Here is an 11960-nt window from a genome sequence, read left to right as displayed (position 1 = left end):
GGCACTCTACGTGAGGGCGCGGACACGGAGCAGGGCGCACGGGGGGCGCCCGGCCCGTGGACCAAGCTATGCCCCATTTGCCCACTCGGACCTGTTTTTCTTCCCATTTGCTGCCGTCTGTGGCTAGATTCGCAATGAGTCATATTTTCATCTGCTCACATAGCGGATGAACGGCATGGGCACTGCATGAGATCGCTTCGACCAGGTCACCCGTCAAGGTCACAGCACCAATCGCTGCGACGATCGCTTCGAGGGGATAAGCAATGGCAGATTTCTCCCGCCTTCCCGGTCCCAACGCCGACCTGTGGGACTGGCAGCTCCTGGCGGCGTGCCGAGGGGTCGACAGCTCGCTCTTCTTCCACCCCGAGGGCGAGCGCGGTGCCGCCCGCAGCGCCCGGGAGACCTCAGCCAAGGAGGTGTGCATGCGCTGCCCGGTACGCGCGGAGTGCGCGGCGCACGCGCTGGCGGTGAGGGAGCCCTACGGCGTGTGGGGCGGCCTCACCGAGGACGAGCGCGAGGAGCTCATGGGGCGCGCACGGCATCGCTCCATCACGGCAAGCGGCGCCGGCGCCGGCGCGATGACCGCCTGAGCGCCCGCCGCCTCGCCGGGCTCCACGAAAAAACGTTTCAGTAGTCGAGCGGCTCCCCGCTCACCGCAGGCCCCGGACCGGGCGCTCCCCGCGCCGGCCCGTAGGCCTCGCGCGGTCCGGGCAGCCTCACCCACCGGCTCACCGGCTCACCGGCTCATCGGCTCACCCGGCTCGGCCCTCACCGGCTCACCGGCTCACCGGCTCGCCGCGGCCGCCAGCCGGTCAAGCATCGCGCCGACCGCCGGCACCCGGGCCAGGTCCGGCAGCGTGAGCGCCACGATCTCGCGCTGCACCACCGGCTCCACCGGCACGATCCGCGCCCCCTTGGGCCGCACCGACTCCAGCGCCAGCTCGGGCATCACCGCCACGCCGAGACCGGCGCCGACGAGACCGAAGACCGCCGGGTAGTCGTCCGTCGCGAAGTCGATGCGCGGCGTGAACCCCGCGGACTCGCACACCTCGACCAGATGCCGCCGGCAGCGCGGGCAGCCCGCGATCCACGGCTCCTTCTCCAGCTCCGCTATCGCGATCCGCTCCGCCCCGGCGAGCCGGTGGCCCTCCGGGACCACGCCGATGAGGCGGTCGGTCAGCAGTGGCCGTACGACCAGGTCGTCCCACTCGGCTCCGGCGGCCGGATCGGCGCCGCGCACGTCGGGGTAGCGGAAGGCCAGGGCGATCTCGCAGTCGCCCTCGCGCAGCATCTCCACCGAACGCGGCGGCTCCGCCTCCACCAGCGACACCTGGGTGCCCGGGTGCGCCGCGCGCATGTCCGCGAGCGCGGTCGGCACCAGCGTCGAACTGCCGCTGGGGAAGGAAACCAGCCGCACCCGCCCGGCCCGCAGCCCGGCGATCGCCGCGATCTCCTCCTCGGCCGCGGTCAGCCCCGCCAGAATCCCGGCGGCGTGCCGCACCAGGGCCGCGCCCGCCTCCGTCAGCCGCATCTCCCGGCCCGTACGGATCAGCAGGGGGGTGCCCGTGGACTGCTCCAGGGCCTTCATCTGCTGGCTCACGGCGGGCTGCGTGCAGCCCAGCTCGCGGGCCGCGGCCGAGAAGGATCCGGTGCCGGCCACCGCGCGCAGCACCCTTAGATGACGAGCCTCGATCATGCCTCGAGCATAAGCCCACCTTGGGGCCGATGAGGAAATATCGGCCAGTGACTTTGAGGACGATTACCCGCCAACGGGGAAAGCCTCCCGCCTACCCTTGCCTCATGCACCTGATCTCCGTGAACGCCGGCCGCGACCGCACCTCCGACGACCGCTCCGGCCCCGACGGCGCCTTCGCGGACGGCCTGCGCACCGGCATCGACAAGCGCCCGGTGACCGGCCCGGTCGCCGTGGCCGCGCCCGGCCCCAAGGGCGTCGCGGGCAGCGGCGTCGCCGGCGACACGGTGGTGGACCTGCGCCATCACGGCGGGGACCACCAGGCGGTGTACGCGTTCGCGCGCGAGGACCTCGACGGCTGGCAGCGCGAGCTGGGCCGGCGACTGCCGGACGGTTCCTTCGGCGAGAACCTCACCACCGGCGGGCTCGACGTCAACGGAGCGCGGATCGGGGAGCGTTGGCGCATAGGTACGGATCTGGTGCTGGAGGTGGCCTCGCCGCGCATTCCCTGCCGTACGTTCGCGGACTGGCTGGGAGAGGCCGGCTGGATCCGGCGGTTCACCCAGCAGGCGGCGCCGGGCGCGTACCTGCGCGTCGTCACGCCCGGCGAGATCCGGGCGGGCGACCCCGTCACGGTCGTCCACCGGCCCGGCCACGAGGTGTCCGTCTCCGTCGTCTTCCGCGCCATGACGACCGAACGCGCGCTGCTGCCCGCCGTCCTGGCCGCCGGTGACGCGCTCGATCCGAAGGTGCGGCAGAAGGCGCTGGCCTACGTGGAGCGCCAGGAGGCGGCTACGGCACGTCAGGAGCCTGACGCGTAGGGCCCCCAGGGGCGGCGAGAGGGATGGGAAGGGCTTCACGGGGTCACGCCGAGCACTAACGTTCCTGTATGACGACTGCACTGATCACGGGGGCGACGGCGGGCATCGGCGCGGCCTTCGCCCGGCGTCTGGCGGCCGACGGGCACAACCTGGTGCTCGTGGCGCGCGACGAGAAGCGGCTGAACGAACAGGCGACCGAACTCCACGACCGCCACCAGGTGGAGGTGGAGGTGCTCCGCGCGGACCTGTCGGAGGAGGAGGGCATCGCGGCCGTCGAGGCCCGGCTCTCGGACCGCAAGAACCCGGTGGACCTGCTGGTCAACAATGCCGGCTTCGGCAACAAGGGCCGCTACCTCGAAGTCTCGATGGCCGACGAGCTGACCATGCTCAAGGTGCACTGCGAGGCGGTCCTGCGGCTGACGTCGGCCGCGGCCAAGGGCATGCGCGAGCGCAGGCGCGGCGGGGTCGTCAACGTGGCGTCGGTGGCCGCGTTCGTGCCGCGCGGGACGTACGGGGCGAGCAAGGCGTGGGTGGTGCAGTTCACCCAGGGTGCCGCGCGGGACCTGGCGGGGAGCGGGGTGCGGCTGATGGCGCTGTGCCCCGGCTTCGTACGCACCGAGTTCCACCAGCGGGCCGGCATGGGCGTGGACAACGTTCCCGGCTGGATGTGGCTGGACGCGGACAAGCTGGTGGAGGCCGCGCTGAAGGACCTGGCGCGCGGCAAATCGCTGTCCATTCCGGACCCGCGCTACAAGGCGCTGGCCGGCCTGATGAAGCTGGCCCCGCGCCGGGCGGTCTCGCGGGCGGGGGCCACGACCGGGCGCAGGTACGGGCCGAACTGACGGAACCGAACCGGCGAGCCGGACCGAACCGGCGAGCCGGATCGACGGAGCCGAACTGACGGAACAGCGGGCCTCTCGGGTGTGCCGATCCAGGACTAACCTGGATATATCACCCGGGAGGCGCCATGACTTTCGTACAGGTAATCGACTGCAAGACGCGTCGGTACGACGACATGAACCGGCTCATGGACGACTGGGTCGCCGCCACCGAGGGCAAGCGCACCGCCACCCACTCCATCGTCGGCCGCGACCACACCGACAGCGAGCACTTCGTGGAGATCATCGAGTTCCCCTCCTACGCCAAGGCGATGGAGAACTCGAACCTCCCCGAGACCAACCGGATCTTCGAGGAGATGGTCTCGCTCTGCGACGGGATGCCGACCTTCACCGACCTCGACGTGGTCCGCGACGAGCAGCTGAACAAGGCGACCGCACGGCGCTTCTACGACGAGGTGGCCGTCGGCGGCAACCTGGACCTCCTCGACGAGCTCCTCACCGCCGACCACATCGACCACGACATCGGCAAGGCGGAGCCGACCGCGGTCGGGCGCGAGGTCATGAAGCAGGACGTGGCGGGCTGGCGGGACGCCTTCGACTTCGGCTTCACCCTGCACCGTCAGCTGGCCGAGGGCGACGAGGTCACCATCCACTGGACGTGGCGGGGCAGCCATCAGGGCGACTTCATGGGTCTGCAGCCGACGGGGCAGACGGTCACCATGGACGGGGTGACGATCCACCGCTTCGTCGACGGGAGGATCGCGGAGAGCTGGTGGGTCTACGACATGCTGGGGCTGCTGCGTCAGCTGGGTGCCGTGAGCTCGTAGACGGCCCTGAGCCCCCCAAGGCCCTGAGGCCCCAGGTCCCTGAGCCCCCAAGGCCCTGAGCTCACAGAGAAACGGCCCGGCCCGGCCTCCCTCGCGGGGAGACCGGGCCGGGCCGTTACGGAAGGCGTGCGTCAGTGCGCGTGGCCGTGACCGTGGCCGTGACCGGCGTCGGCGGGCTCCTCTTCCTTCTTCTCGACGACCAGGGTCTCGGTCGTGAGCAGCAGGGAGGCGATGGACGCGGCGTTCTCCAGCGCGGAACGGGTGACCTTGACCGGGTCGATGACGCCGGCCTTCACCAGGTCGCCGTACTCGCCGGTCGCGGCGTTGAAGCCCTGACCCTTCTCGAGCTCCGCCACCTTGGAGGTGATGACGTAGCCCTCGAGGCCGGCGTTCTCGGCGATCCAGCGCAGCGGCTCGACGGCGGCGCGGCGGACGACGGCGACACCGGTGGCCTCGTCACCCTCCTTGCCCAGGCCGCCGTCCAGCACCTTGACGGCGTGGACGAGAGCGGAGCCACCACCGGAGACGATGCCCTCCTCGACCGCGGCGCGGGTCGCGGAGATGGCGTCCTCCAGACGGTGCTTCTTCTCCTTGAGCTCGACCTCGGTGGCCGCACCCACGCGGATGACGCAGACGCCACCGGCGAGCTTGGCGAGGCGCTCCTGGAGCTTCTCGCGGTCCCAGTCCGAGTCCGTGGTCTCGATCTCGGCCTTGATCTGGGCGACGCGGCCCTCGACGTCGCCGGCGTTGCCTCCACCGTCGACGATCGTGGTGTCGTCCTTGGTGATGGTCACGCGGCGGGCGGAGCCCAGCACGTCCAGACCGGCCTGGTCGAGCTTGAGGCCGACCTCCTCGGCGATGACGGTGGCACCGGTCAGGGTGGCCATGTCGCCCAGCATCGCCTTGCGGCGGTCGCCGAAGCCGGGGGCCTTGACGGCCACGGCGTTGAAGGTGCCACGGATCTTGTTGACGACGAGGGTGGAGAGGGCCTCGCCCTCGACGTCCTCGGCGATGATCAGCAGCGGCTTGGAGCCACCGCCCTGGATGATCTTCTCGAGCAGGGGGAGCAGGTCCTGGATGGACGAGATCTTGCCCTGATGGATCAGGATGTACGGGTCGTCGAGGACGGCCTCCATACGCTCCTGGTCGGTGACCATGTACGGCGAGAGGTAACCCTTGTCGAAGGCCATGCCCTCGGTGAAGTCGAGCTCCAGGCCGAAGGTGTTGGACTCCTCGACGGTGATGACACCGTCCTTGCCGACCTTGTCCATCGCCTCGGCGATGAGCTCGCCGACCTGCTGGTCCTGCGCGGAGAGCGCGGCCACGGCGGCGATGTCGGACTTGTCCTCGATCGGGCGGGCGGTCGCCAGCAGCTCGTCGGAGACGGCCTTGACGGCGGCGTCGATGCCCTTCTTCAGGGAGGCCGGGGAGGCGCCGGCGGCGACGTTGCGCAGACCCTCGCGGACCAGGGCCTGGGCCAGGACGGTCGCGGTGGTGGTGCCGTCACCCGCGATGTCGTTGGTCTTGGTCGCCACCTCCTTGACGAGCTGGGCGCCGAGGTTCTCGTACGCGTCGTCGAGCTCGACCTCACGGGCGATGGTGACGCCGTCGTTGGTGATGGTGGGGGCGCCGAACTTCTTGTCGATGACGACGTTGCGGCCCTTGGGGCCGATCGTCACCTTCACGGTGTCGGCGAGCTTGTTGACGCCGCGCTCAAGGGCGCGACGGGCGTCCTCGTCGAACTTCAGGGTCTTGGCCATGGGTTACGTATCCTTCGCCGTAATCTCAAACGAACTGCGCCCCCGGCGCCCGGCTAGCAGGCACGGGAACCAGGGGCACAGATCAAAAGCTTCGAAAGCCTCTTCGAGAGCTCGAACAGCCTCGAGTGAACTACTTCTCGACGATCGCGAGAACGTCGCGGGCCGAGAGGACGAGGTACTCCTCGCCGTTGTACTTCACCTCGGTGCCGCCGTACTTGCTGTACAGAACGACGTCACCGACCTGGACGTCGAGCGGAAGGCGGTTGCCGTCCTCGAAGCGGCCCGGGCCCACGGCCAGGACGACGCCCTCCTGGGGCTTCTCCTTGGCGGTGTCCGGAATGACCAGGCCGGAGGCCGTGGTCTGCTCGGCGTCGAGCGGCTGGACCACGATGCGGTCCTCAAGCGGCTTGATGGCAACCTTGGAGCTGGCGGTCGTCACGATCCGACCTCCCCCTTCGGAGATCTCACGGGGTCAATTGTCTGAGGTGGCGACCTGGTAGATCCGTCGTCGCGGGTGCCGGATCTGCCCGTCGCTGTGTTTGGCACTCACCAGTGGAGAGTGCCAACGGTGCCGAGACTATGACGCGGTTAGCACTCGGTCAAGCGGAGTGCCAATTCGCCGTGCGGCGAGCCCCCCTGGTTTCGGTGGCGGGGGCGGCGTCGGCGTGGCCGAGGGGTGCTCTACCCAGCCCGGGATCACCGCACTCCTGACGGCAGCCCCGGAGGTGGCCCTCAGAGGTAGTCCCCAGAGGTGGACCTCAGAGATAGTCCTCGAGCCGGGCCACCGTGTATCCCTGCCGCTGGATGCTGCGCAGCATGTTGGTGACCATCTTGGTCATCGAGGTGCCCTTGAGCTCCCCCGGCCCGCGGAAGTGGGCCAGCACGATGTCGCCGGGCCGCAGCTTGTCCCCGTCCGCGTAGCGCATGTCGTTGATCTGCATCGTGACCTCCCACAGCACGACCGCCCGCACCCCGCAGCCGCCGGCCGCGGTCAGAGTCGCGTCGTTGTAGTTGCCGTAGGGCGGCCGGAAGAGCGCGGGCCGGGTGCCGAACCGCTTCTCCAGGGCGTCCTGCTGCCCGCATATCTCGCGCCGCTGGGCGTCCGCCGACAGCGTGCGCAGGTTGGGGTGACTGAGGGTGTGGTTGTGGACGCCGTTGCCGAGGGCGCGCAGCCGGTCGAAGTAGCCGTAACCGCTGCCCGCGCGGGCGATGTCGTCGGTGAGGAACATCGAGAAGGGCAGCTTCAGGTCCTGCGCCATCTTCACGAACTCCGGGTCCTTCTCGGCCCCGTCGTCGATGGTGATGAAGACGACCTTGTCGTTGGTCGGTATGCGCCGCACGATCGGAGGTGTGCCGCCGGGGCCCGCGGTCGCCACGGGCTTCTTCGCGGGCGGGGCCGACGGGGCGGCGAGGGGCTTGTCCAGTCCCCAGCGGCGGTACGCGTCGTCGGGCGTGGCGGACGGCGCGGGCGTCCCCGCCGGCCGCGACGCCCCCGCGCGGCCGGATGGCCCCGAGGAGCCGGAGGACGACGATCCGGAGCACCCGGACAGGACTCCGGTCAGCAGCAGGGCGGCACAGGCGAGGACGGCGGCGGGGCGTCGGCCACGACGGCCGGAAACAGACAGGCTCACCCGAACGATTCTTGTGCATACGTTCGAGCCGCGCGCGGGGGGCCGGGGCCTGCGATGGCGGGCGGTCGCGACGCGGTCGGGTGGCGGGCGGTCGCGGCGTGCGGTCGGGGCCCGCGAGGGAGAATGAGCCACGTGCCCGCACCGAACCCCGCGCCGAACCCCGCCCTCGACGCCACCGCCGCCTTCACCGCCCTCCTGACGGCCGAGGGACGCGCCCTCCTCGACGGCCTGCGCGACTACGACCCCTCCCAGGAGCTCGCCACGGCCACCCGGCTGCGCCGCGAGCACCCCGCCGAGCTGGTCTCGGCGGCGCTCGGCCAGGCGCGGCTGAGGCAGCGCGCGGTCGCGAAGTTCGGCGCGGAGGACGCGTACCGCATGTTCTTCACGCCCCACGGCGTGGAACAGGCCACGCGCGCCTCCGTCGCGCTCCACCGCGCCCAGCGCTTCCAGGCGTTGGGCGTACGCCGCCTCGCCGACCTGTGCTGCGGCAACGGCGGCGACGCGATCGCCCTCGCCCGGGCCGGCATCTCCGTACTGGCCGTCGACCGCGACCCGCTGACCTGCGAGGTCGCCCGCGCCAACGCCGAGGCCCTGGGCCTGTCCGACCTCATCGAGGTGCGCTGCGCCGATGTCGCGGAGGTCGACACGTCGGCGTACGACGCCGTCTTCGTCGACCCGGCGAGGCGCGGCGGCCGCGGCCGCATCTTCGACCCCGAGGCGTACTCGCCGCCCCTGTCCTGGGCCATCGAGGCCGCCCGTACGGCCCCCCGCGCCGCCCTGAAGATCGCCCCGGGCGTGCCGCACGAGGCGATCCCGGACGACGCGGAAGCGGAATGGATTTCGGACGGCGGCGACGTGAAGGAAGCCGTGCTGTGGTTCGGCACGGAGCCGGGCGCCCGGCGGGCGACCCTGCTGCCGGGCGGCGCGTCACTGGTGGGGCGCGGGCTGCCGGACCCGGCCGTACGGCCGGTGGGGCGCTACCTCTACGAGCCGGACGGCGCCGTCATCCGCGCGCACCTGGTGGCGGACGTCGCGGCGGAGCTCGGCGACGGCGGGCTCATCGACGAGACCATCGCGTACGTGACGTCGGACGAACTGCGGGCGAGTGCTTACGCGGCGGCGTACGAGATCACGGACGTACTGCCGTTCAATCTGAAGCGGCTGAAGGCGATCGTGCGCGAACGGCGGATCGGCGTGGCCGTCATCAAGAAGCGCGGCTCGGCCGTCGAGCCGGAGGACCTGCGCAAGAAGCTCAAGCTCGACGGGCCGAACTCCTGCGTCATCGTGCTGACGCGGGTCGCGGGCGCGCCGACGATGCTGCTGGGGCAGGCGGTGGCGAAGGGCTAGGGCGTGTCCGACGGGTCACTCGCCCCGCCAGATGTTGTCGAAGGCCGACTGCTCGATGGCCCGCCGCTGCCGTAGGGCCTCCAGTTCCACCACCGCGTTGTTGACGGCGGCGAGCACGGTGTCCACCGCGTCGTCGTCGACGCCCGGGGCGTCCCCGCCGTTCTCCTCGTCCTCCTCGTCGCGGATCCCGACGGCCGTGACGAGCGCGGCGAGGACGGGCTCGTTCGACCGCCGGCGGTCCCCCGCGAGGCGGTGGTCGTGAGAATCGACCAGCACCGGCCGGCCGGGCCGGAACGTCCAGCTGCGATGTTGCCGTGTGACGTGCCCTTCCGCCTCAAGGGCGGCCAGATAGGCCGGGGCCAGGTCCCGGCCCCTGCGCCACAGCCAGTCGCCGACCGACTCGTACGGCGCCTCCGCCACGAACGACGCCATCGCCTGGTCCAGCATGCGATCGCGCGTGTCCGTCGGCCCGTCTGGCACGATCCGATCGCCCTCGTCGCCGCCCAGCGTGACGGCCCCGGCGACCAGCAGGTCGATCAGCTCGGCACCTGCCAGCCCCAGCGACACCTCGCCTCGCTCGGCGGGGTCGCCGGGCACCTCGTCCATGACGGTGATCAACAAGTCCCGCGGTGTGGTCATGGAACACTCCCGATTGCCTATTGGGCGAACTTCTTGAGTTTCTCCGTCTCCAGGGTGAACCCGACCGGGGCAGGGAGCTCGACCGGCGTGCCGTACGGCCGTGTCGTCACGCTGCGGTAGCTGCCATGCGGGCCAGGTCCTCGAACTCGTCGAGGGAGATCAGGAGCTTGTCAGCGGTCATGTGCGACTCCTTTCGGGTTCGCGGTTGATGTACCGGAGGAGGGCCGCCCTGGCGTGGACCTCCTCGGGCGAGAGCGGCGCCCCCGGGGCGGCCGTGTGTGGTTCGCCCCGGCAGTCGCGGCAGAGACCGCCGGGGAGTGCTTCGGGGCGGCCGGGGGTGGCACAGACGGTGCACTCGACGAGCAGGAGGCGTGTGGCTGCCACCGGCTGCGGCTCGGGCGGCAACTTGTCGACGAGTCGACGGCGGGCGAGCGCGGCGGCGCGATGCACTTCCGGCGGCAGCCCGGCCGTGAGCGCGCGGACGACTTCGGGTTCGGTGGCGCCTCGTTCCAGCCATGGCGCTGCCAGCGGTTCGAGGGCGACGCAGTCGGCGTGCGACAGCGTCATGCGTGGGTCCGTGCGGCCGAGAGCGGCCAGGAGGGCGTACGCGCGTGAGCGCGGTGCGGGTGGGGCCTCCGGCCGGGGTGTGTTGCCCGTGAGGACGGCGGTCCACCAGGCGTCGTCCCGCGCGGTGCGCGAGAAGTACGTGCGCGTCACCCAGTGATACGCGCCGTCGTCACCCTTGAGGTGCTCCTTCACCCGTCGCAGGTGCCCGGCCTCCGACAGGCGCCGCAGCGCCGTGCGGCACGCGGCCTGGCCGTAGGCGGGGAGCTGTGCGGCGAGGGTTTTGGCATCCATGGCCGCGCCCTCGGGCAGGCGGTCGACGAACGCGGCGATCTGCGCCTCGCGGGGCGGCAGGTGCGCGAAGTCGGTGGCGGTACGCGGGGCTTGGTCCGGCGCGCTCTTCTTGCCGTAGCCGGGCTTGGCCATCGGGAAGGCCTGCGGGGTGCGCACGGCGGCGCTAGGGTTGGCGTCAGCCATGAGATCGAGCCTCTGCTATTCGATCTTGGTGGTCAGACCCCGGCTTGGTGTTCCAGCACCAGCCGGGGTTGTTTGTTGCTCCGGACGCTAGACGGTCGCGACCGTCTGTCGCAACCGGATCACACAAAGTGAACTCCGCGTGGTATACGCGCCATTGGGGAGGGTGGGCGGGTTCAGACCCGACCACCCATTCCTTACAGAAAGGGCTCGGAGCCCGGAGCTCAAGCCCCGGCCCCGCCGAGCGCCGCGACGAACGCCGTCCAGGACGGCGTCGGGACGGTCAGTTCCGGTCCGGTTATTCGCTTCGAGTCCCGGACCCGCACCTCCCGGGGCCCGGAGCGCAACACCTCGACGCAATCTCCCCCTGCGCCTCCGCTATAGCTGGACCGTATCCAGTCGGTGCTCACAACTCCTCCGCCAACTTCCCGATAAAGCGCACGGACTCGCTTGGGCTGAGGGCCCGTTGGGCGATCATGACATAGCGCTGAGACACAACATGGACCTTGTCCGGCTCGCTGTAGAGCACACCCGACTGCTGCCCCTCCTCATAGACCAGGCGGTCAAGGTCGGGCATCTCCAAGAGGACGAACGATCCGTCGAGCCCCGGATGTACTCCGCTTCCAGCAGGCATGACCTGAACGGTCACGTTGCGCCGCCGACTCTGCTCCCTCAAGTGCAGCAACTGCCGCCTATGTGATTCCCCTCCATCGAGAGGCTCACGCAGCGCCGCCTCTCCGATCACGAAGTTGAACACCTTGGTCTGCTTGTTCAGCATCTGCTGACGCTCAAGCCTGGCGGCAACCAGCGTTCCGGTCTCTTCGTCAACCCTCGGAGGCCAGTAGCCAGCGAACAGCGCCTGCATGGTTTCTTCGGTCTGCAGCAGCCCAGGAACCAGCAGAGGCTGGTACGAGCTGATACCGATCGCTTCCGCTTCATGTCGCATGAAGTCCTGGGAGTACGAAACGAACCGCTCCGGCTGCAGGTACTTGTGCGCCGCCTCGAGCAACCCACCCGCCCCGCACATCTGATCCGCGACCTGCAGCACCCTCAAACTCGGCCGCCGCCGCCCCTGCTCCATCGACTTGATGGCCTCGTAGCCGTACCCGGCCTCATCGGCCAGCTTCTCCCGCGTTACCCCAGCCCGCTCCCGCCACCGCTTCAGCTGGTCTCCGCAGTACCGCCACCCGATCGGCGGCTGAGAGTCCGCTTCTCCCATGGGCCACCCCTTCCCATCGCTACCACTCAAAGTAGCCACGCATGAGCGCCCCGGCGCCGGAGATCGGCAACGTCACCCCCTCACCTATCCTCTTCTCGCCCTTGTCGGCACGAATGCGCGCCGACGGTCGTCCGCAGGCACGAGGA

13 protein-coding genes are annotated in these 11960 nt (G+C 70.4%); 5 read left to right on the top strand and 8 right to left on the bottom strand.

Annotation, left to right across the window (positions count from 1 at the left end):
• The first annotated feature begins 263 nt into the window (after positions 1 to 263).
• Positions 264 to 590, top strand: coding sequence for a WhiB family transcriptional regulator (locus tag AB4K12_RS26630; protein WP_099199465.1), 327 nt, complete (start codon positions 264 to 266; stop codon positions 588 to 590).
• 194 nt (positions 591 to 784) lie between these two features.
• On the opposite strand, the gene AB4K12_RS26625 is transcribed toward AB4K12_RS26630, so the two are convergent.
• On the bottom strand, positions 785 to 1696 hold the full coding sequence (locus tag AB4K12_RS26625; protein WP_086567111.1) for a LysR family transcriptional regulator: 912 nt from the start codon (positions 1694 to 1696) through the stop codon (positions 785 to 787).
• A 104-nt stretch (positions 1697 to 1800) separates the two neighbouring features.
• Here AB4K12_RS26625 and AB4K12_RS26620 point away from each other — a divergent pair, with 104 nt between their 5' ends.
• The 3 genes from AB4K12_RS26620 (at position 1801) to AB4K12_RS26610 (ending at position 4180) form a co-directional block, all read left to right on the top strand.
• Entirely contained in the window at positions 1801 to 2514 is a 714-nt protein-coding gene (locus AB4K12_RS26620) for an MOSC domain-containing protein (protein WP_368436789.1), read from the top strand.
• A 68-nt stretch (positions 2515 to 2582) separates the two neighbouring features.
• Positions 2583 to 3356: an SDR family oxidoreductase gene (locus AB4K12_RS26615; RefSeq protein WP_086567108.1), complete on the top strand. Its 774-nt coding sequence runs from the start codon at positions 2583 to 2585 to the stop codon at positions 3354 to 3356.
• A gap of 125 nt (positions 3357 to 3481) precedes the next feature.
• Positions 3482 to 4180 carry an ester cyclase gene (locus AB4K12_RS26610; RefSeq protein ID WP_368436787.1) on the top strand — a complete coding sequence of 233 codons (699 nt, stop codon included), beginning with the start codon at positions 3482 to 3484 and terminating at the stop codon, positions 4178 to 4180.
• A gap of 131 nt (positions 4181 to 4311) precedes the next feature.
• Here the strand turns inward: AB4K12_RS26610 and groL are convergent, their stop codons facing one another.
• From groL to AB4K12_RS26595, 3 genes are all read right to left on the bottom strand, one after another.
• Entirely contained in the window at positions 4312 to 5940 is a 1629-nt protein-coding gene (gene groL, locus AB4K12_RS26605; RefSeq protein WP_368436785.1) for a chaperonin GroEL, read from the bottom strand.
• Between the two features lie 130 nt (positions 5941 to 6070).
• Positions 6071 to 6379: a co-chaperone GroES gene (gene groES, locus AB4K12_RS26600; RefSeq protein WP_086567103.1), complete on the bottom strand. Its 309-nt coding sequence runs from the start codon at positions 6377 to 6379 to the stop codon at positions 6071 to 6073.
• Between the two features lie 319 nt (positions 6380 to 6698).
• Positions 6699 to 7571 carry a polysaccharide deacetylase family protein gene (locus AB4K12_RS26595; RefSeq protein WP_368436781.1) on the bottom strand — a complete coding sequence of 291 codons (873 nt, stop codon included), beginning with the start codon at positions 7569 to 7571 and terminating at the stop codon, positions 6699 to 6701.
• Between the two features lie 132 nt (positions 7572 to 7703).
• Here AB4K12_RS26595 and AB4K12_RS26590 point away from each other — a divergent pair, with 132 nt between their 5' ends.
• A complete protein-coding gene (locus AB4K12_RS26590) occupies positions 7704 to 8918 on the top strand; it encodes a methyltransferase domain-containing protein (RefSeq protein WP_368436779.1) in 1215 nt (404 codons plus the stop codon).
• 15 nt (positions 8919 to 8933) lie between these two features.
• Here the strand turns inward: AB4K12_RS26590 and AB4K12_RS26585 are convergent, their stop codons facing one another.
• The 4 genes from AB4K12_RS26585 to AB4K12_RS26570 form a co-directional block, all read right to left on the bottom strand.
• Entirely contained in the window at positions 8934 to 9557 is a 624-nt protein-coding gene (locus tag AB4K12_RS26585) for a GPP34 family phosphoprotein (protein WP_368436777.1), read from the bottom strand.
• Positions 9558 to 9734: 177 nt separating this feature from the next.
• Complete coding sequence (locus tag AB4K12_RS26580) at positions 9735 to 10598, bottom strand: hypothetical protein (RefSeq protein WP_368436775.1); 864 nt, start codon at positions 10596 to 10598, stop codon at positions 9735 to 9737.
• A 221-nt stretch (positions 10599 to 10819) separates the two neighbouring features.
• Complete coding sequence (locus AB4K12_RS26575; RefSeq protein WP_368436773.1) at positions 10820 to 11005, bottom strand: DUF397 domain-containing protein; 186 nt, start codon at positions 11003 to 11005, stop codon at positions 10820 to 10822.
• Positions 11002 to 11814 (bottom strand): helix-turn-helix domain-containing protein, encoded by an 813-nt coding sequence (locus tag AB4K12_RS26570; protein WP_368436772.1) that lies wholly within the window; start codon positions 11812 to 11814, stop codon positions 11002 to 11004. Before AB4K12_RS26570 ends, AB4K12_RS26575 begins: the two co-directional genes overlap by 4 nt.
• Positions 11815 to 11960 lie beyond the last annotated feature (146 nt).

The organism is Streptomyces sp. C36 (assembly GCF_040932295.1).
Classification (GTDB): domain Bacteria; phylum Actinomycetota; class Actinomycetes; order Streptomycetales; family Streptomycetaceae; genus Streptomyces; species Streptomyces triculaminicus.
The sequence above is the reverse complement of the archived record's forward strand: the minus strand, read 5'-3'. Positions and strand labels throughout refer to the sequence as shown.